Origin of the sequence: Bradyrhizobium sp. B124 (assembly GCF_038967635.1) — a bacterium.
GTDB lineage: Bacteria > Pseudomonadota > Alphaproteobacteria > Rhizobiales > Xanthobacteraceae > Bradyrhizobium.
In genome coordinates, this window is sequence record NZ_CP152413.1 from 8305714 (window position 1) to 8324363 (window position 18650).

General features: G+C 65.6%; 19 protein-coding genes. 9 read left to right on the forward strand and 10 right to left on the reverse strand.

Features of this window, described 5'->3' with window-relative positions:
- Positions 1-55: 55 nt before the first annotated feature.
- Positions 56-955 carry a CHAD domain-containing protein gene (locus AAFG13_RS38965; protein ID WP_342710265.1) on the reverse strand — a complete coding sequence of 300 codons (900 nt, stop codon included), beginning with the start codon at positions 953-955 and terminating at the stop codon, positions 56-58.
- Between the two features lie 286 nt (positions 956-1241).
- On the opposite strand from AAFG13_RS38965, the gene AAFG13_RS38970 reads away from it, so the two are divergent.
- The 3 genes from AAFG13_RS38970 to AAFG13_RS38980 all read left to right on the forward strand — a co-directional run bounded on the left by AAFG13_RS38970 (position 1242) and on the right by AAFG13_RS38980 (position 3526).
- A complete protein-coding gene (locus tag AAFG13_RS38970; protein WP_342710267.1) occupies positions 1242-1676 on the forward strand; it encodes a MarR family transcriptional regulator in 435 nt (144 codons plus the stop codon).
- A gap of 77 nt (positions 1677-1753) precedes the next feature.
- Complete coding sequence (locus AAFG13_RS38975) at positions 1754-2521, forward strand: enoyl-CoA hydratase-related protein (RefSeq protein WP_342710268.1); 768 nt, start codon at positions 1754-1756, stop codon at positions 2519-2521.
- A gap of 114 nt (positions 2522-2635) precedes the next feature.
- On the forward strand, positions 2636-3526 hold the full coding sequence (locus AAFG13_RS38980) for an aldose 1-epimerase family protein (protein ID WP_342710269.1): 891 nt from the start codon (positions 2636-2638) through the stop codon (positions 3524-3526).
- Positions 3527-3538: 12 nt separating this feature from the next.
- On the opposite strand, the gene AAFG13_RS38985 is transcribed toward AAFG13_RS38980, so the two are convergent.
- From AAFG13_RS38985 to AAFG13_RS38995, 3 genes are all read right to left on the reverse strand, one after another.
- Positions 3539-3739 (reverse strand): hypothetical protein, encoded by a 201-nt coding sequence (locus AAFG13_RS38985; protein ID WP_212311401.1) that lies wholly within the window; start codon positions 3737-3739, stop codon positions 3539-3541.
- An 82-nt stretch (positions 3740-3821) separates the two neighbouring features.
- Positions 3822-4823 carry a tryptophan--tRNA ligase gene (gene trpS, locus AAFG13_RS38990; RefSeq protein ID WP_342710270.1) on the reverse strand — a complete coding sequence of 334 codons (1002 nt, stop codon included), beginning with the start codon at positions 4821-4823 and terminating at the stop codon, positions 3822-3824.
- A 308-nt stretch (positions 4824-5131) separates the two neighbouring features.
- Positions 5132-5866, reverse strand: coding sequence for a 3-oxoacyl-ACP reductase family protein (locus tag AAFG13_RS38995; protein WP_342710271.1), 735 nt, complete (start codon positions 5864-5866; stop codon positions 5132-5134).
- Positions 5867-6065: 199 nt separating this feature from the next.
- Here AAFG13_RS38995 and AAFG13_RS39000 point away from each other — a divergent pair, with 199 nt between their 5' ends.
- Together AAFG13_RS39000 and puuE are read left to right on the forward strand one after the other, a co-directional pair.
- A complete protein-coding gene (locus AAFG13_RS39000; RefSeq protein WP_092124838.1) occupies positions 6066-6479 on the forward strand; it encodes a DUF3830 family protein in 414 nt (137 codons plus the stop codon).
- Position 6480: 1 nt separating this feature from the next.
- Positions 6481-7419 (forward strand): allantoinase PuuE, encoded by a 939-nt coding sequence (gene puuE / locus AAFG13_RS39005; RefSeq protein ID WP_342710272.1) that lies wholly within the window; start codon positions 6481-6483, stop codon positions 7417-7419.
- A 201-nt stretch (positions 7420-7620) separates the two neighbouring features.
- Here puuE and AAFG13_RS39010 read toward each other — a convergent pair whose 3' ends face one another.
- The 5 genes from AAFG13_RS39010 to AAFG13_RS39030 are packed head-to-tail and all read right to left on the reverse strand — an operon-like array spanning position 7621 to position 12994.
- Complete coding sequence (locus tag AAFG13_RS39010) at positions 7621-9153, reverse strand: ABC transporter ATP-binding protein (RefSeq protein ID WP_342710273.1); 1533 nt, start codon at positions 9151-9153, stop codon at positions 7621-7623.
- Positions 9150-9833 (reverse strand): isochorismatase family cysteine hydrolase, encoded by a 684-nt coding sequence (locus AAFG13_RS39015; RefSeq protein WP_212311396.1) that lies wholly within the window; start codon positions 9831-9833, stop codon positions 9150-9152. Before AAFG13_RS39015 ends, AAFG13_RS39010 begins: the two co-directional genes overlap by 4 nt.
- Positions 9834-9850: 17 nt before the next feature.
- Positions 9851-10777, reverse strand: a complete 927-nt coding sequence (locus AAFG13_RS39020) for an ABC transporter permease (RefSeq protein WP_212311395.1) — start codon at positions 10775-10777, stop codon at positions 9851-9853.
- A 1-nt stretch (position 10778) separates the two neighbouring features.
- Positions 10779-11888, reverse strand: a complete 1110-nt coding sequence (locus tag AAFG13_RS39025) for an ABC transporter permease (RefSeq protein WP_092124844.1) — start codon at positions 11886-11888, stop codon at positions 10779-10781.
- Entirely contained in the window at positions 11885-12994 is a 1110-nt protein-coding gene (locus AAFG13_RS39030) for a BMP family ABC transporter substrate-binding protein (protein ID WP_342710274.1), read from the reverse strand. Before AAFG13_RS39030 ends, AAFG13_RS39025 begins: the two co-directional genes overlap by 4 nt.
- A 371-nt stretch (positions 12995-13365) precedes the next feature.
- Here AAFG13_RS39030 and AAFG13_RS39035 point away from each other — a divergent pair, with 371 nt between their 5' ends.
- From AAFG13_RS39035 to AAFG13_RS39045, 3 genes are all read left to right on the forward strand, one after another.
- Positions 13366-14637, forward strand: a complete 1272-nt coding sequence (locus tag AAFG13_RS39035; protein WP_212311393.1) for an allantoate amidohydrolase — start codon at positions 13366-13368, stop codon at positions 14635-14637.
- Positions 14638-14788: 151 nt separating this feature from the next.
- Complete coding sequence (locus AAFG13_RS39040; protein ID WP_342710275.1) at positions 14789-16027, forward strand: ATP-binding protein; 1239 nt, start codon at positions 14789-14791, stop codon at positions 16025-16027.
- A gap of 308 nt (positions 16028-16335) precedes the next feature.
- On the forward strand, positions 16336-16557 hold the full coding sequence (locus AAFG13_RS39045; protein ID WP_224942950.1) for a hypothetical protein: 222 nt from the start codon (positions 16336-16338) through the stop codon (positions 16555-16557).
- On the opposite strand, the gene AAFG13_RS39050 is transcribed toward AAFG13_RS39045, so the two are convergent.
- Positions 16505-17476, reverse strand: a complete 972-nt coding sequence (locus tag AAFG13_RS39050) for a LysR family transcriptional regulator (protein ID WP_342710276.1) — start codon at positions 17474-17476, stop codon at positions 16505-16507. The two genes, AAFG13_RS39045 and AAFG13_RS39050, sit on opposite strands and share 53 nt — an antisense overlap.
- A gap of 86 nt (positions 17477-17562) precedes the next feature.
- On the opposite strand from AAFG13_RS39050, the gene AAFG13_RS39055 reads away from it, so the two are divergent.
- Positions 17563-18636 (forward strand): putative sulfate exporter family transporter, encoded by a 1074-nt coding sequence (locus tag AAFG13_RS39055; protein ID WP_212311390.1) that lies wholly within the window; start codon positions 17563-17565, stop codon positions 18634-18636.
- Positions 18637-18650: the final 14 nt, after the last annotated feature.

Consider the following 18650-nt stretch of genomic DNA (forward strand, 5'->3'; position numbering starts at 1 on the left):
CAATTCTAGCGCAACCATCAATTCCGGCCCGCATCCGCGCCGCCGCCGATGCGCTTCAGTTGGCGATCTTCCGGTAGACGTCTGCAGCGCGGCGCAGCAGGCGGCTCTTGCGTTTGCGCTCATGCACGCGCTGTTGCTTGGCCTTGCGCTCGTCGGCGCGCCGCGCGAGGGCATCGGCACTTTCGAGCAGCGCGCGGCGGACCTCGTCATCGTTCAATTCGCCGAGTAGCTGCTGCCCCTTGCGCAGATGCTTGAGGACGGTCCGCCATGACGCGTATTCGTCGGGGGGCAATCCGCCTTCCGAGAACTCGATGGCGTAGCGCAGCCGCTTGCTGGCGAGACGGAGGCGGTGGCGCTTGTTCTTGCCCATCCCTTGCAGCCCGCGGCTCTTCTGGCACAGCTTGCCGTGCCACCGCGCCAGCCGGCGCGCGTGAAAGACCGAGACCGGCACGGCGCGCCGTTGCGCGGCACGGCGGTTCTGCCGCGTGCTCCAGGGGCCGCTGCCGACCCAGTCCCACATGCCGTCGAACCATCGCCAGTAACGGTCGCTTTGCAAGGCTTCTTTGAGCGCTTCGAACGCATCGGTTCGCGCTGTCTGGAGCATGCGCTCTTCCGGCAGCCCTTTGCTGTTGTCGATCGCAACGTCGAGGTCGCGCGTTGCGCTGAGATAGGCGCTCAGCCATTTCAACTCGGATTTCAGCCGCGTCCATTCGGTGTCCGCCACCATCGGGCCGTAGAAGGCGATCGCCGCCTTCAGCCGCGTCAGTGCAATGCGGGTCTGGTGGAGCGCTGTGGGATCGCCGGAGCTCAGGGCCTCGTGGTTGGTTGCGACTTCCTCGAGGCATTCGGACAGGATCAGGCGAAACGCGGTCTCACAACGCATGGCTTCGCTGAGATGGCGTAGCCGCTTCGGGCGGACAACGCGGTCCCTGTCCGAACTTGCCGCTGACGTCATGACACTCTCGTGACCCCGCCCGAGCCGCAATGCAAACCGCGGCTCCCGGATGGAAGATTTCCCGTTTGGTCGTTGTCGATCAAGGGTTTTCTGCTGGAGCGCAGTGCAGCGGTCCGGCGTCGCGATCAAAATGTCGCAATCAAAGCGGTTGAGAGGGCTCATTTGCGTATTTTACGGGCCTTGGATGCCGGTGCATTGAGGCGCCGCAAAACGGCAAACGGAAATCGCCAGATATTTCGCGCACGAAATATCTTGATATTTCGCACGCGAAATATATAACAGCGACATGAAAGCGGAACACCGGTTGATCTTCCTTCTGACCGTGGCCTATCGGCGGCTGCAGCGCGCCATCGAGCAGGAGACGGCCGCGCACGATCTGACGTCGGCGCAGGCGGGCGTGCTGTTCTTCCTCGGGCGCAATGACGGCGCGCTGATCGGCGACGTCTCGCAGGCGCTCGACATCGTGCCGTCGGCGATGACCGGGCTCGCCGACCGGATGGAGCGTGCGGGTCTCGTCAAGCGCCGGCGCGACGGTGAGGACGGGCGCAGCCAGCGGCTCCATCTGACCGCCGCGGGGCAGGAGCTCGGCAAGCGCGCCGCAACGCGGACCAGGGTGATCAACAACCGTCTGATGGACGGGTTTTCGGAAGCGGAGATCGACGTGGTGTCGCGCTGGCTGACCAGCCTGCAAGAGAAATTTCCGAAGGACAAGGACGGCTAGCGTGCCTTCAGGCGAAACGGGTACCGGTTCGCGTCAAGACAACGCGTCAATCAGGAAGCAAGCAACAGGAGTGAGACATGAGTGAAGTGGTCGTAACGCTGGACGGTGGCGTTCTCACCGTGACGATGGCGCGTCCGGACAAGAAGAACGCGATCACCAACGCGATGTATGGCACGATGGCCGACGCGCTCGAACGCGCGGAAGGCGATTCTGCAATCCGCACCGTCCTGTTGCAGGGCGACGGCGACAGCTTTACCGCAGGCAACGATCTCGCCGATTTCGCGGCGGTGTCGCGCGGCGTGCAGGGCGAGCGTCACGTGACGCGTTTCCTTGCCGGGCTTGCCAAGGCGACGCGGCCGCTGGTTGCCGCGGTGCAGGGCAATGCGGTCGGCATCGGCACCACCATGCTGCTGCATTGCGACCTCGTCTACCTCGCGCCGACCGCGCGGCTGATCACGCCGTTCGTCAATCTGGCGCTGGTGCCGGAGGCGGCGTCGACCTATCTGCTGCCGCAGCGTATCGGCTATGCGCGCGCCTATGCGATGTTCGCGCTCGGCGATCCGGTCGAGGCGGAGACCGCGGTCTCCATCGGTCTTGCCAATGCCGTGGTGCCGCTTGCGGATCTCCGCGCCAAGGCCCGCGCGGCGGCGGATGCGCTGGCGAAGCGGCCGTTCGGCTCGCTCCAGCACACCAAGGCGCTGATGCGCGATCCCGCCAGGATCAGCGCGCAAATGGCGCGCGAGGGCGAAATCTTCCAGCAGCGGCTGATGAGCGCGGAAGCGCGGGAGGCCTTTGCCGCGTTTGCCGAGCGGCGGCAGCCTGATTTCTCCAAGATCGCCGGTTAGGCTTGTGGTTTGAGGGCCGCCACGCAGCGGGCGGCCCCCTTCGCTTTGGGGTTGACGGCTTCGCCGGCATCGAACATCTCGTGTCAGGGCATGGCGCAACCGGCGAGGCGAGGCATGAGCGACAGTCATACGCTGCGCGGCGATGGAATCGCCGTGACCATCCTGGCGCAAGGCGCCGAATTGTCGTCGCTCAGGAATGCCGACGGAACCGAGTTGCTGTGGCAGGCCGGCCCGCAATGGCCGCGCCATGCGCCGATCCTGTTCCCGATCGTCGGCCGGTTGAAGAACGACACGCTGCGCCACCGTGGCAAAACCTATCCGATGACGCAGCACGGCTTTGCGCGGGATCGCCGCTTTGCCTGGCTGGAGCAGGGACCGCGATCGTGCAAGCTCGCGCTCACCGACGATGCGGAAACCCGTGCGCGCTACCCCTTCGCGTTCAGGCTCGAGGTCACCTACACCGTAGACGGCGCCGATCTCGATGTCGCCTTCGATGTCATCAACACCGGCGACGAGATGCTACCGGCCTCGCTCGGTGGTCATCCCGCCTTCAACTGGCCGCTGGTGCCGGGGCTGCCGAAGGAGGCTTACACGCTGACCTTCGGCAAGACTGAACCTGCGCCGATCCGGCGGCTGAAGAATGGATTGATGCGGCCACAGCCTGAACCCAATCCGGTCAAGGGCAGAACGCTTGCGCTGTCGGAGGAGCTGTTCGATGACGACGCGATGGTCTTCGATCAGGTCGCAAGTACATCGATCCTCTTCACAGCGACACTAGGCCCGGCAGCAGCCACACAAGGCCCGGCGATCGAAATGTCCTGGCGCGGCTTCCGCGAGCTCGGCATCTGGTCGAAGGTCGGCGGCGCGCCGTTCCTTTGCATCGAGCCGTGGCATGGTTTTGCCAGCCCCGCGGAGTTCGATGGCGAGTTCGCCGACAAGCCTGGCCTGATGCACATCGCGCCGGGCGCACGTCGGTCGCTGGGCTATCGCATTCGCGTGAGCTGATCGCAGATCAGGTCAATGCGCGCGGCTGCCGAGCGCACCCGTGAGCGCGCCGACCGATGGCGGGTTTTCATGCGCCCAGGCCTCGTGTGCGGCGAGATCGCGATAATGCTCGGCCATGCGCAGCAGCCGCTCGCGGATGCCGGCATCTTCCTCGCCCTTGGCCTGATCGGCCAGCTGCGCGGCGCGTTCGAGAAGCGTTTTCGGATCGATCACGACAAGCTCCAAATCCGGTTTTCGCCAAGCGGACAACGGCCATAGCCAAGCACAGTTCCTGCCATGCTTTGATGACGGGCGTTCAGAGCTGGAACAAGCCAAACCCCTCCATGACGTCGCGCCTGGTGCGCTCGGTAATCTCCCGCGCTTTCACGGTTCCGCGCCGGATCACGTCGACGACGTGGTCGCGATCGTTGGCCAGCTCGGCGCGCCGTGTCCGGATCGGTGCGATCAGGGCTTGCAGGATATCCTCCAGCCGCCGCTTGACGGTCATATCGCCGAGACCGCCGCGCCGATAGCGCGCCTTCAATTCCTCGACGGCGTCGTGATCGTCGTCGAACGCGTCGAGATAGGTGAAGACGACATTGCCCTCGACCTTGCCGGGGTCGGCGACACGCAGATGATCGGGGTCGGTGAACATCGCGCGCACCGCGGCCGAGATGTCATCGGGCGAGGCCGAAAGCGGAATCGCGTTGCCCGCGGACTTGCTCATCTTCGCGCGTCCGTCGACGCCGGGCAGCCGCCCCGCGCGCGGGATGATAGCTTCGGCTTCCTGCAGCAGCGTACGGCCCGCGAGCGCGTTGACCCGCCTGATAATCTCGTTGGTCTGCTCGATCAGGGGCGCCTGATCCTCGCCGACCGGCACGATTGTGGCGCGAAACGCGGTGATATCGGCGGCCTGCGCCACCGGGTAGCACAGGAAACCCGCCGGGATGTCGCGTCCAAAACCGCGCGCGCGGATCTCGTCCTTGATGGTGGGATTGCGCTCTAGCCGCGCGACGGTGACGAGGTTGAGGTAGAGCATCGACAGTTCCGCCAACGCCGGGAGCTGCGATTGCAGGCAGATCGAGGTTCCCTCGGGATCGATCCCGACGGCAAGATAATCCAGCGCGACCTCGATGACGTTGCTGCGCACCTTGCCGATGTCGTGCGCATTGTCGGTCAGCGCCTGCATGTCGGCGAGCAGCAGAAACTGCTCATGGCTGTCCTGAAACCCCAGGCGGCTTCGGAGCGAGCCGGCATAATGGCCGAGATGCAGCGGCCCGGTGGTGCGGTCGCCGGTGAGGATGATCGGTTTGGTCATTTGTATCTCCATTCGGTTGAATGGGGACACCGCATGCGGGCTGGATGAAGCCAAACAAAAAGGCCGCCCAATGCGGCGGCCCCGAAAATGCATGAACGCGTTCGGCCGCCTGTCAGTCGGCGAGCCACCAGAAATTGGCGATGAGGTTCGATCGGTTCATGCCGCAAGCGGTAGGGCAAACCCGCAACGCGGTCAAGGCATCGACGACGCTAAAGCCCCGTTCCGATTGAAATCGGAACGGGGCTCTAGATTTTTGTCTTGACGCGTTTTCTTCACGCGAACCGGTACCCACTTCGCTCGAAAACGCTCTAGTTGAACGCCATGCCGCCGCTCATCGCAATCGTCTGCCCGGTCATGTAGGGATTGTTGACCAGCAGCATCACCGCCTGCGCCACCTCCTCGGCGGTGCCGAAACGGCCGATCGGGATCCGGCTGACGAGGCCGCTCTGGCCCTTCATCATGTCGGTCTCGATCAGCGACGGTGCGACGGCGTTGACGGTGATGCCCTCCTTGACGAGGCGCGCGGCGTAGCCTCGGGTCAGGCCCTCCATCGCCGCCTTCGACGCGTTGTAGTGCGGCCCGATCGCGCCGGCGCCGCGCGCAGCGCCGGAGGAGATGTTGACGATGCGGCCCCATTTCCGGGTGCGCATCATCGGCAGCACCGCTTGCGTGCAGAGAAACGCCGATTTGAGGTTGACCGTGATGGTGCGGTCGAAATCCTCTTCGGTGAGGTCGTCGACACCCCTGACGATCGCGATCCCCGCATTGTTGACGAGGATGTCGACCGGGCCGAGCTCGGCTTTGGCGCGCTCGACCAGGCGGGCGACGGCGGCTGCCTCGGAGACGTCGGCTCCGACAGCGACGGCGCGGCCGCCGGCGGCGGTGATGCCCTTCGCCAGCGTCTCCGCCTCGGCCGACCGCTCGCGATAGTTGATGGCGACGGCGGCGCCGGCGTCCGCCAGCATTTTGACGATGGCCGCACCAATGCCGCGCGAGCCGCCGGTCACCAGTGCCACATGTCCTTGCAGACTGTTTGTCGTCATCGGCCGTTCTCCTTTGCGAATGCAGAGAGGTTCGCAAAGCGGGAGGCGAGGTGCAACGCAACCCTGCTCAAATCTGCGTTGCCGCGGACGCCATTGCGGCAAAAAACCGGCATCTGGGGCCGGAATCGGCCTTGCGTCCGGCGCGGGCCGGCGTCAAAGGTTGGGGCATCGTCCCGTCCAGCCCACCCACGAGAGTTCGATGAGCAAACTGATTGTCCGCGCCGGCGAGTTCACCTTTGACGCGCGTTTCGAGGAGCAGCTCGCGCCGAAGACGGTCGCCGCCTTCCGCAAGGCGATGCCGTTCGAGAGTCAGGCGATCCATGTGCGCTGGAGCGGCGAGGGCGTGTGGATGCCGCTCGGCGATCTCGATTTCGGCGTGTCCTACGAGAACCACACCAGCTATCCGGCGCCGGGCCAGATCATCCTCTACCCGGGCGGCATCAGCGAAACCGAAATCCTGCTCGCCTATGGCGGCGTGCACTTCGCCAGCAAGATGGGCCAGCTCGCCGGCAATCATTTCATCACGCTGACCTCGGGGCTGGAGAACCTCACCGCGTTCGGCAAGACCGTGTTGTGGAAGGGTGCGCAGCAGATCCGTTTCGAGGAAATCTGATGTGACCGAGGCCCGCTATCCGCGCGATCTCCGCGGCTACGGCCGCACGCCGCCCGATCCGAAATGGCCCGACGCTGCGCGTGTCGCCGTGCAGTTCGTGGTCAATTTCGAGGAGGGCGGCGAGAACAACATCCTGCACGGCGATCGAGCCTCGGAGGCGTTCCTGTCCGACGTGCTGGGCGCGCAGCCCTGGGTCGGCCAGCGCCATGCCAATATCGAAACCATGTTCGAATATGGCTCGCGCGCCGGCTTCTGGCGGCTGTGGCGGATGTTCACCGAGCGGAAGTTGCCGGCCACGGTGTTCGGCGTCGCGATGGCGCTGAAGCGCAATCCGGATGTCGTCGCGGCGATGCAGGAGGCGGGCTGGGATATTGCGAGCCACAGCCTGCGCTGGGTCGAACACAAGGACATGTCGGAGGACGAGGAGCGCGAGGAGATTGCCCGCGCCATTGCCGTGCATACCGAGGCGACCGGCGCGCGGCCGCTCGGCTGGTACACCGGCCGCTCCTCGATCAACACGCTGCGGCTGCTGATGGAGGCGGGCGGGCTACGCTATCTCTGCGATTCCTACGCCGACGATCTGCCATACTGGATCAAGGCAGCCGGCACCGAGCCGCATCTCGTGATCCCCTATACGCTCGATGCCAACGACATGCGCTTCATCAACGCCCAGGGTTTTGGCGGCGGCGACGAGTTCTACACCTATCTGAAGGACAGCTTTGACGTGCTCTACGCCGAGGGTGCGACGCGACCCAAGATGATGTCGGTCGGCCTGCATTGCCGCGTCGTCGGCCGTCCCGGCCGCGCCGCCGCGCTGATGCGCTTCCTCGATTATATCCAGAAGCACGAACGGGTCTGGGTGCCGACCCGGCTTCAGATCGCCGAGCATTGGCACGCCAATCTGAAGCATCTCGCCGCGGACGCGTTCGAGATCGGGTAAGTTCGGGTTCGAGTGTGGGTCTCTTTCTTACCTCTCCCCGCGTGCGGGGAGAGGTCGGATCGCATGAAATGCGATCCGGGTGAGGGGAGTCTCCGCGAGCGCAGCTATCACCGTATACGCGGAGGCGGCCCCTCACCCCAACCCTCTCCCCGCAAGAGCGGGGCGAGGGAGCGCGCGGTGCCGTTGCCGCCGCTTCAGCTCCTAATGCCCGGCCATGTGCCGGCCGATCTCGGTGAGGTCGGCCTCGCTGGCGCGGGCCTCATGCACGAATGCGCCGTGGAACATCACGACCAGCCGGTCCGACAATTCCAGCAGCTCGTCGAGGTCTTCGCTGACCAGCAGCACCGCGGCGCCACGGTTGCGGGCGGCCATGATCTCGGCGTGGATCTGCGCCACCGCCGCGAAGTCGAGCCCGAAGCACGGGTTGGCGGCGATCAGCACCTCGACGTCGCCCGAGAGCTCGCGCGCCAGCACCGCGCGCTGCACATTGCCGCCCGACAGCGCCGCGATGGGGGTCTCCGGCGTGCGGGTCTTGATCTTGTAGCGGTTGATCTTGCGCTCCGCGTCCTCGCGGAAGGCCGAGCGGTTCAGCCACCAGCCGCCGCGCGCGAACGGGGCGCGGTCGAACTCGCGGAACGCGATGTTGTCGGCGACGCTCATGCCGCCGACGCAGGCGTTCTTCAGCGGCTCCTCCGGCAGCAGTGACATCTTGTGGCGGCGCATCTCCTCGCGGCTTGCCGCATAGGTTTCGCCCTGGACGCGGATCACGCCGCCCTCGGATTCGCGCTGGCCGGCCAGCACCTCGACCAGCTGGCGCTGGCCGTTGCCGGAGACGCCGGCGATGCCGACGATCTCGCCGCTCTTCACCGTCAGCGACACGCCGTGCACGGCGATCGCGCCGGCATCGTCGAGCGCGGTGAGCTTGTCGAGCTCGAGCCGGGGCGCGCCGGTCTCGCCGGTGCGCGGCGGCTGCACCGTCAGCTGTTCGGCGCCGATCATGGTGCGGGCCATCTCGTCCGGCGTGAGATCGGCGACCCGGCCGGTGCCGGCGAGCTTGCCGCGGCGCAGGATCGTGACGTCATCGGCAAACGCCATCACCTCGCGGAACTTGTGCGTGATCATCAGGATGGTCAGTTCACCCGCGACCACCATGGCGCGCAGCATGCCGAGCACCTCGTCGGCCTCGCCCGGCGTCAGCACCGAGGTCGGCTCGTCCAGGATCAGGAAACGGCGCTTCAGATAGAGCTGTTTGAGGATCTCGCACTTCTGCCGTTCGCCAGCGGAGATGTCGGAGACTTTCGCGTCGAGCGGCACCTTGAACGGCATCCGCGCCAGGAAAGCCTCGAGCTCTTTCTTCTCCTTGCGCCAGTCGACCATGGCAGGCACGTCATCGCGCGCCAGCACCAGGTTCTCGGCGACCGTCATCGCCGGCACGAGGGTAAAGTGCTGGTAGACCATGCCGAGCCCGAGCGCATGCGCATTCTTGGGATTGGCGATGGTCTGCTGGCGGCCGCCGACCAGGATGTCGCCTTCGGTGGCGTGGTAATAGCCCATGATGCATTTCACGAGCGTGCTCTTGCCCGCGCCATTCTCGCCGAGCAATGCGTGGAACGAGCCGGGCCGCACCTTGAGCTCGACATTGTCGAGCGCTACGAAGTCGCCGAACCGCATCGTCATCGCGATGGCGTCGACGCCGAACGCGCCTGAAGGGGCGGCCGGTTCGCCGATGATCACGACAGCGCCCCGATCAGGTCGGCGGATTTGGTCACCGCGCCGAACACGCCGCCCTGCATCTTGATCATCTTCAGCGCGTGATCGTGATTGCTCCTGTCGGTCGCGCCGCAGCAATCCTCGACCAGCACGCATTCGAAGCCGCGGTCATTGGCCTCGCGCATCGTGGTGTGGACGCAGACGTCGGTGGTGATGCCGGTCAGCACGATGTTCTCGATGCCGCGCAGCCGCAGCATCAGCTCGAGGTCGGTGGCGCAGAACGAGCCCTTGCCGGGCTTGTCGATAACAGGTTCGCCCGGCAGCGGCGCAAGATCGGGGATGATGTCCCAGCCGGGTTCGCCGCGCACCAGGATGCGGCCGCAGGGGCCGGGATCGCCGATGCCGGCGCCGATCTGGCGCGAGCGCCAGCGCTTGTTGTCGGGGAGGTCGGTAAGGTCGGGCCGGTGGCCTTCGCGGGTGTGGATGATGTGAAAGCCCTGCGCACGCATCACCGCGAGCAGTTTCTTGATCGGCTCGATCGGCGCCCGCGTCAGCGACAGATCGTAGCCCATCTTGTCGACATAGCCGCCGACACCGCAGAAATCGGTCTGCATGTCGATGATGATGAGCGCGGTGTTTTGCGGCCGCAGGTCGCCATTGTAGGGCCAGGCGTAGGGCTCGGATTTGATGAAGCGCTCGGGCATGGAATGATCTCGCTCGTCTATCGGGTGATGGACAATTCGGCGGGCGCGCCGGTCAGCGTGCGCTTCGGCGAGCAGGTGATGATCATGATCGCCAGGGTCAGGATGTAGGGCGCGGCGTTGAACAAATGATAGCCCGAGGTGATGCCGACCGATTGCAGCGCAGGCCCGAGCGCGGCGGCGCCGCCGAACGCGAGCGAGGCCCACAGGCACAGCATCGGGTCCCAGCGCGCGAAGATCACCAGCGCGACCGCAGTGATGCCCTGTCCCGAGGAGAGCCCTTCGTTCCAGCTGCCGGGATAGAACAGCGACAGGAACGAGCCGCCGATGCCGGCGAGGAAGCCGCCGACCATGGTGGCGCGCAACCGGATCAGCAGAACGGAGTGGCCCATCGCGCGCGCCGCGTCAGCGCTTTCGCCGGCGGTGCGGATCAACAGGCCCCAGCGCGTGGTCCTGAACGCCCAATAGAGCAGCGGTGCGATCGCGACGCCGATCAGGAACAGCACGTTGATGCGCAGCGCCGCGCGCACCTGCGGCACGTCGCTCCACCAGCCGAAATCGATCGCCGGCAGCCGGGCCGCCGTCGGCTCGATCAGCGGCTTGCCGAGAAAGAAGGCGAGGCCGGTGCCGAGCAGCATCAGCGCGATGCCGACTGCGATATCGTTGACCCGCGGCAGCGAGCAGATGCCGGCATGCAGCGCGCCGAACAAGGCGCCGGTGATCCCGGCCGCGAGCACACCTAGCCATGGCGAGCCGGAGAGATAGGAGATGCCGTAGGCGCTCATCGCGCCCATCACCAGCGTGCCTTCGAGGCCGAGATTGATGCGGCCGCTTCGCTCGGTGATGCACTCGCCGAGGCTGACGAACAGGAACGGCGTCGAGACGCGGATGGCGCCGCCGAACACGGCGAGCGGGACGGTCCAGAGCCCGAGCGAGCTATCTGCCATGTCAGGACTTTCCCTTCAGGAAGCCGATCCGCCCATAGAGCGCGTCGCTTGCCAGCACGAACACGAAGATGATGCCTTGCAACACCAGCACCGACGCATCGGGCAGGCCGAGCCGCCGCTGCAACAGGCCGCCGGAGGCCGAGATGCCGCCGAGCAGGATCGCGACCGGAATGATCGCGAGCGGATTCTGCCGCGCCAGGAATGCGACCAGGATTCCGGTGAAGCCGTAGCCCGCGGCGAGGTTGGCGTTGGTGCGGCCCTGCACGGCCGCGACCTCGATCATGCCGGCTAGTCCCGCGCTGCTGCCGGCGAGGAAGCAGACGGTCAGGATCAGCTTGCCGACGGAAAGCCCCACGATCTTGGCGGCGCGGATGTTGCCGCCGGCGACGCGCGCGGCGAAGCCGAAAGTGGTGTGATAGATCAGGATGTAGGCGGCAACAGCCGCGACGAGGCCGAACACCAGGCCCCAATGCACGTCGGTGCCGGGAATGCTGCCGATCATGTTGGCGGCGCCGATCTCGCGCGTCGACGGCTTGTTGAGGCTCGCCGGATCGCGCATCGGCCCTTCGACCAGATGGTTCAGAATCGCGAGCGCGATATAGACCAGCAGCAGGCTCGAGATCGTCTCGTTGACCCCGCGATATTGCCGCAAGCCGCCGGACAGCGTGATCCAGAGGCCGCCGCCGATCATGCCCGCGATCACCATCGCGGTCTGCACGACGATCGGTGCCGCGCCCTGCAGCGCCAGCGCCGCCGATGTCGCCGACAGCGCGCCGATCAACAGCGCGCCTTCACCGCCGATGATCACCATGCCGAGCTGCGCCGGCAGCGCCGTGCACAGCGCAGTCAGGATCAAGGGCGCTGCGCGGGTCAGCGTGTTCTGCCAGGAGAACCAGGTGCCGAAGGCGCCGTAATACATGTAGAAATAGAGGTCGAGCGGGTTCTTGCCGTACAGCGCGATGAAGCCGCCGAACACCGCGAGCGCGCCGACCAGCGCCGCGCCCGGAATCAGGATGTATTCGATGCTCGCGCCGTAGCGTTGGAGGAAGCCGGGATCGGCGGCCGGAGCAACGCCGGCCGCCTCCACCGATTCCGCCGCCTCGGTCGTCACGCGGTGGCTCCGATCACGCCCTCGACCAGATAGTCCATCTTTTCGAGCTCGGGATCCTGCTGGCCGCGGTCGGTGCCGGAAGCGATCACCGTCTTGCCCTTGTTGTCGACCAGCGGGCCCTTGAAGATCGCGTACTCGCCGGACATGAACTTGGCCTTGACGTCGTCGGCATGTTTGCGGGCTTCCGCCGAGACCATCTCGCCATAGGGTGAGACCTTGACGATCTCTTCCTTCAGGCCGCCGCGGTAGAAGTTCGGGATCGCTTCGCCCGCGGTGATCATCTTGACGAATTTCGGATAGAGCGCTTCCCAGTTCCACTCGGCGCCGGTGAGATAGGCCTTCGGCGCCAGCGGCGACTGATTGACGTGATAGCCGCACACCATCGCGCCACGGCGCGCGGCGTTCTCGACCATCGTCTTCGGTCCGTCGACATGGCAGGTCAGCACATCGACGCCCTGGTCGATCAGGCTGTTGGTGGCCTCGGCTTCCTTGACCGGCATCGACCAGTCGCCGGTGAAGATCACCTGCGTCGTCGCCTTCGGATTGGCGAGCCGGGCGCCGAGCGTGAACGCGTTGATGTTGCGCAGCACCTGCGGGATCGGCTTGGCCGCGACGAAGCCGAGCTTGCCGCTCTTGGTGGAATAGCCGGCGACGATGCCGGAGATGTATTGCGCCTCGTCGATATAGCCGAAATAGCTGCCGGCGTTCTTCGGGTCCTTGTCGGACCACAGGCCGCCGCAATGCTCGAAGTGCATCTTCGGAAACTTGCCCGCCATCTTGACGACGTGCGGGTTGTAGTAGCCGAACGAGGTCGGAAACAGCAGCGTGGCGCCGTCGAGATTGATCATGGACTCGATGGTCTTCTCGACCGCGTCGGTCTCCGGCACCTTCTCTTCCTCGACCACCTTGATGCCGGGAAGCTTCTTCAGCGCCGCCGCGCCCTGAGCGTGGGCCTGATTGTAGCCGTAGTCGTCGCGCGACCCGACATAGATGAAGCCGACCGTGGTTTCCGCTGCCGCCGCGCGGCGAACGCCGAGCGTGCTGCCGAGCGCCAATGCCGCGCTTCCCTGCAATAAATGCCTTCTTGAAATCCTGCCAAAATCCATCGCCTGCTCCCTCCGGCGGGGCCGACCCGCCTGTCCTTGTCGCAGCCGCCGTAACGGCGGCGCGTGACGGAGTGTCGCAAGCTTCGTGCCAGAGCACATTTGGCGGTCATGGTTCTGTAAGCGACTGAATATGAATGCGAATAGTAATCAATATGGGCGGCCTGCGGAATCGGCAGATTCCGAGTTGCCTATTTGATGAGCTATCAATCGTCGTTGTATGCAATGCCGTTAAGCAGTCGCTAACCCCCGGACGGCCGATGCGAGCCCCGCCGGGGGCGGCGTCAGGACGCCATTTGCCGGCTGGTCAATCGGACCGGGCCTGCTACGAGTGAACCGGGCCCAGGTGGCGGGTCGGACTGATGGGAAACAGCATGAGCGAGAAGAAACCGTCCGCGAAACCGGCCTCCCTTGGCGACGGCATCGTGGCGCGGATCGATCAGCTCGCGGCGATCTCGGAGACGCCGGAGCATCTGGCGCGCGTCTTCCTCACTGACGAGCATCGCAAGGCGGCCGATCTCATCCTGTCCTGGATGCGCGAGGCCGGCATGAGCGCGCATCTCGATGCGATCGGCAATGTCTGCGGCCGCTACGAGGGTGAGCGGCCGGCTCTGCCGGCCCTGATGCTCGGCTCGCATTACGACACCGTGCGCGATGCCGGCAGATGGGACGGCCCGCTCGGCGTCATCACCGCGATCGCCTGCGTCGCCGATCTGAACCGGCGGGGCAAGCGGTTGCCGTTCGCGATCGAGATCGTGGGCTTCGCGGACGAGGAGGGCGTGCGCTTTGCGTCGACCCTGCTCGGCAGTCGCGCGGTGGCCGGCACGTTCGACGAGAGCGTGCTCAACACGCGCGATCGCGCCGGCACGTCGATGCGTGACGCGCTGGTCGCCTTCGGGCTCGACCCCGATCATATCGGCAAGGCGGCGCGCGCCCGCCGCGAGCTGCTCGGTTACGTCGAGCTACACATCGAGCAGGGCCCGGTGCTGGAACAGAAGGCGCTGCCGGTCGGCGTCGTCACCGCCATCTCAGGTGCGACGCGGCTTGCCGCCAATCTCACCGGCGTTGCCGGCCATGCCGGCACGGTGCCGATGCCGCTGCGGCGCGATGCGCTGACCGGCGCCGCCGAATGCATCATTGCGATCGAGCAGTTTTGCCGGAGCGATGAAGCCGGCCTCGTCGGCACCGTCGGCTATATCAGCGCCATGCCCGGCGCCACCAACGTGATCCCCGGGAAGGTGTCGTTCACGATGGACATCCGCTCGCAGAGCGACATGCATCGCAAGCGTGCGGTCGCCGACATCGTGCGGCAGATCGAGGCGATCGCCAAGCGCCGCGAACTCACGTTGCAGATCGACGTCACCCACGAGAACCGCAGCGTGCCCTGCGCGCCATGGCTGAAAGCGCAGATCGCCGAGGCGGTCGCAGCCGAGGGCCATGCCGTGTTCGAGCTGCCGAGCGGAGCCGGGCATGACGGGATGGCGATGGTCGACGTCGCCGATATCGGCATGATCTTCGTGCGCTGCCGCGGCGGGATCAGCCACAATCCCGCCGAGCATGTCGAACTCGCCGACGCCGACACCGGCGCGCTTGTGCTGCTGCGCTTCATCGAGAATTTTCATCCGCACGGTGCAGTGAATAGCTGAGGCCGCCACGCCTGGCGGCCCGTATAGCGCCAGTCCGCTGTCGCCCAATCCGTGCCGAATCCGGACAGATCAGACCGCCGTTTCCGGCTCGGCCGAGCCTATTTGCGCCCCGGGCCCGAAGCGCTAGACTTGTTCGAACGGGGGGAAGGACATGAGGTCGTCCGTCGTCCAGGACGTTCAGTTCCCGAAACAACCGGCGCTGCAGCTGATCTATGACACTGCGCCGATCGGTCTTGCCTACCTCTCTCCCGATTGCCGTTATCTCCAGATCAACCAGCGCCTCACCGAGATCTGCGGCATTTCGGTCGAGGGTCATCTCGGACGCACGGTGCATGATTGCGTGCCTGGACTCGCCACGGCGGTCGAAGGCATCGTTCGCTCGATCATGGAGACCGGAGAACCCGTGACCGGCGTGGAGGTCTACGGACAGCGCCCGGGCCACAATGACGAGCGATGCTGGATCACGCATTGGCACCCGCAGCGCGAGCCGAACGGGAGCATCGTCGGGGTCAACGTTGCCGCGGAAGAGATCACCGACCGCAAGCGCAGCGAACGCGAGATCCGCGCCGCCCGCGACGCGGCCGAGAAAGCCCTGCATCATCTGCAGGAGACCCAGGCCTCGCTGATCGAGGCGGAAAAGCTTGCGGCGCTGGGCCGGCTGGTGGCCGGCGTCGCGCATGAGATCAACAGTCCGGTCGGCACCAGCCTCACGGTTGCCTCGGTGCTGGAGCAGAAATGCGCCGACTTCGCCGCCGAGGCTGCGCGCGGCAAGCTGAAGCGCTCGAGCCTCAGCGATTTCATCGAGGTGGTCGAGAGCGCATCGGCGCTTTTGGTCGGCACCCTCAAGCGCGCCGCCGATCTGGTGCAATCGTTCAAGCAGGTCGCCGTCGATCGCAGCTATTTCGACCGCAGCCAGTTCGATCTCGGCGAGGTGACCGAGCAGGCGCTCTCGAACCTGCGTCCGGCGTTGCCGAAGAACAATCTGGCGCTCGAGGTCGATTGCCCGTCCGGTCTCGCGATGAACAGCTATCCCGGCCCTTACGGCCAGGCGCTGACCAATCTGTTCGTCAATGCGGTCGCGCACGCCTTTCCGGACGGCAAGGGCGGCACCATCACGATCCGGCTGCGCGCCTCGGGTGCGGACCAGGTGGAAATCCTGTTCGCCGACGATGGCTGCGGGATGAGCCGTGATGTGCTGCGGCAGGCCTTCGATCCATTCTTCACCACGCGCCGCGACATCGGCCGTATCGGGCTCGGCCTTCACATCGTTCACAACATCGTCACGAACCGGCTGGGCGGAGAGCTCCATCTGGACAGTGCCCCGGGCATCGGGACCAGCGTGCGGATCGAACTGCCGCGGGTGGCGCCGCAGCGCGGAACCGACGGCTGATTGCAAAGCTTGTCGTCCCTGCGAAAGCAGGGACCCATACTCCGCGGCGGATGTTGTGAACGGAATTTGTCGTTCCAGCGTCACGCTACAACTAGCATTCGTGGTTATGGCAGGGACGACACGGAGTTGTAGCGTGCGATCTCGGCAAGATGGCCGCGAGGCTATTTTTAGCTGCTGAAGAAGAAAACTCTCCTCGCCCCCACTCGAACGAAAGGTTCTTCCAGTCTGAAGCCGCAAAAGGCATTCCACGACCCTTGCTTCCGCCCCCGTCGTCGCGACATTCTCCTGACATTCCTGATGGTACGACGATGAGCCAATCCGCATTCGATCCCTTCGGCGAGCCGGTTCCCGCGGTCGATTCTTCGGCCGCGAGCGAAGGTGTGTCGAAATGGCTGAAGACCGCGGGCACCAGCGTGTTCTGGGTGCTGGTGGTCGGTATCGTGCTGGCGCGCGCGGTCTATTTCGAGCCCGGCGTGTTCAGCTTCGAGCATGCCGTGGCGTGGGCGCAGGGTCTGTTCGCCGCGCTTTAGCCGACGGCGCGCGCGGCGCCGTCTTCGCGGCCCGGGTCTCCCGAATGATCCCCTCGAACGCGACGGCCGCCGGCACGTCCAGCCGGCCGGGCGATTTCAATTGCCAGAGCGTGCGCTCGATATGGACGCCCTTGATCGGGATCATCTTGAGCTTCCCGAGCTTCACCTGATCGTCGATCGTCGCGATCGACACGATGGCGACGCCGACACCGGCCGCCACCGCCTGCTTGATCGCCTCGGTGCTGCCGATCTCGAGCGTGCGTTGCGGTTCGACCCGGTGGCCGGCCAGCGCCTGCGCGACCACCTCGCGGGTGCCTGAGCCGGGCTCGCGCACGATCAGGATTTCGTCGTTGAGCAGGCGGACGTCGATCGCGCCCGCAGCGGCTGCGAAGCGGTGATCCGGAGCCGCGATCAGCACCATCACGTCGGTACGCCACGCTGCGCTGATCAGGTTCTCGTCCTCGACAGGCCCCTCGACCAGGGCGATTTCGATCTCATGTCCCAGCATCAGCGCAGCGATATCAGAGGTATTGGCGCTTACGACATGCAGGTCGATGCCGGGAAAGGCGCGGTGAAACACGCCGAGATATTCCGGGATCATATAGGTCGCGATCGTCGTGCTGGCGCCGATGCGCAGCGAACCGCTGTCGAGGTTGCGCAGCGCCTGCAACTCGTCCTCGGCGGCGCGCTCGGCCGCGAACAGCGTCTCGGCATGGCGGGCCAGCGCTGCGCCCTCCCGGGTCGGCCGCACCCCCTTCGGTGTGCGGTCGAGCAGCCGGCAGCCGACCTGCAGCTCGAAATCCCGCACGCCCTTGGAGATCGCGGGCTGGCTGATGTGCAGGAGGTCGGCGGCGCGCGAGAAACTTCCGGTTCTCGCCACCGCCGCGAACAGGCGAAGCAGATGCAGGTTAAGGGACATAACTTCTCTCTATCGGGGCAGTCCGAAAAGATATTAGCCAAGCGGGGCGCCCTGGCGCATAAAATCTTCTCCGAAAAGAGGATGTCGTGCCGCAACAAGAACAAGATCAGGGGCAGAAGCAGGGGGCGCTGAAGCGCATATTCCTGCTCATTCCGGGCATTCTGCTCTGCGGGGTGGTCACGATCATCTCGCTCGGCATCCAGGCCGCCGAAGAGCGGGTTTTCGACCATCCCTATATCGAGGCCCTGGTCGTCGCGATCCTGCTCGGCATGGCGGTCCGTACCGCCTGGGAGCCGCCGGAGCGCTGGCGCTCGGGCATTGCCTTCAGCGCCAAGCAGCTGCTCGAGGTTGCGGTGATGCTGCTCGGCGCGTCCATCAGCTTCGCCGCCATCGTGGCGTCGGGCGGGCTCCTGATCGGCGCGATCGCCGTCACCGTCGTGATCATGCTGGCGGTGACCTATGGTCTCAGCCGGATCCTCGGGCTCAAGACCAAACTCGCGATCCTGATCGCCTGCGGTAATTCGATCTGCGGCAACTCCGCGATTGCGGCGGTCGCACCCGTGATCGAAGCCGATGGCGACGACATCGCCTCGTCGATCTCGTTCACCGCGATTCTCGGCGTGCTGATGGTGCTCGGCCTGCCGCTGCTGATCCCACTCTTGAAGCTGACGGCAACGCAATACGGCATCCTCGCAGGCCTCACGGTCTATGCCGTGCCGCAGGTGCTGGCGGCGACCGTGCCCGCCGGCATCGTGAGCACCCAGATCGGCACGCTGGTGAAGCTGGTGCGCGTCCTGATGCTGGGCCCGATCGTGGTCGGCCTCTCGCTGTTCGTGGCGCGGCGGCGCAAGGCCGCCGGCACCGCCAAGGAAGGTGCTGCAAAGGCCACCTCGATCAGCCCGTTCAAGCTGGTGCCCTGGTTCATCATCGGCTTCCTGGTGCTGGCCGCGCTGCGCTCGTTCCAGCTCGTGCCCGACATCGCGATCGCGCCGGTGACCAAGACGGCGGCGATCCTCACCGTCGTCTCGATGGCAGCGCTTGGGCTCGGCGTCGATGTGCGCGTGCTTTCGACCGTCGGCGGCCGCGTGACGGCAGCGGTCACGCTGTCGCTGATGCTGCTCTTGGGCTTGAGCATCGGCCTCGTGCATTTCTTCAAGTAGCCGCGCCGGGGCGG

Excerpts from the sequence above, each read along its gene's own strand:
- AAFG13_RS38965 (WP_342710265.1), bottom strand. The coding sequence starts at position 955 with ATGACGTCAGCGGCAAGTTCGGACAGGGACCGCGTTGTCCGCCCGAAG.
- AAFG13_RS38970 (WP_342710267.1), top strand. The coding sequence starts at position 1,242 with ATGAAAGCGGAACACCGGTTGATCTTCCTTCTGACCGTGGCCTATCGG.
- AAFG13_RS38975 (WP_342710268.1), top strand. The coding sequence starts at position 1,754 with ATGAGTGAAGTGGTCGTAACGCTGGACGGTGGCGTTCTCACCGTGACG.
- AAFG13_RS38980 (WP_342710269.1), top strand. The coding sequence starts at position 2,636 with ATGAGCGACAGTCATACGCTGCGCGGCGATGGAATCGCCGTGACCATC.
- trpS (WP_342710270.1), bottom strand. The coding sequence starts at position 4,823 with ATGACCAAACCGATCATCCTCACCGGCGACCGCACCACCGGGCCGCTG.
- AAFG13_RS38995 (WP_342710271.1), bottom strand. The coding sequence starts at position 5,866 with ATGACGACAAACAGTCTGCAAGGACATGTGGCACTGGTGACCGGCGGC.
- AAFG13_RS39000 (WP_092124838.1), top strand. The coding sequence starts at position 6,066 with ATGAGCAAACTGATTGTCCGCGCCGGCGAGTTCACCTTTGACGCGCGT.
- AAFG13_RS39015 (WP_212311396.1), bottom strand. The coding sequence starts at position 9,833 with ATGCCCGAGCGCTTCATCAAATCCGAGCCCTACGCCTGGCCCTACAAT.
- AAFG13_RS39020 (WP_212311395.1), bottom strand. The coding sequence starts at position 10,777 with ATGGCAGATAGCTCGCTCGGGCTCTGGACCGTCCCGCTCGCCGTGTTC.
- AAFG13_RS39030 (WP_342710274.1), bottom strand. The coding sequence starts at position 12,994 with ATGGATTTTGGCAGGATTTCAAGAAGGCATTTATTGCAGGGAAGCGCG.
- AAFG13_RS39035 (WP_212311393.1), top strand. The coding sequence starts at position 13,366 with ATGAGCGAGAAGAAACCGTCCGCGAAACCGGCCTCCCTTGGCGACGGC.
- AAFG13_RS39040 (WP_342710275.1), top strand. The coding sequence starts at position 14,789 with ATGAGGTCGTCCGTCGTCCAGGACGTTCAGTTCCCGAAACAACCGGCG.
- AAFG13_RS39045 (WP_224942950.1), top strand. The coding sequence starts at position 16,336 with ATGAGCCAATCCGCATTCGATCCCTTCGGCGAGCCGGTTCCCGCGGTC.
- AAFG13_RS39050 (WP_342710276.1), bottom strand. The coding sequence starts at position 17,476 with ATGTCCCTTAACCTGCATCTGCTTCGCCTGTTCGCGGCGGTGGCGAGA.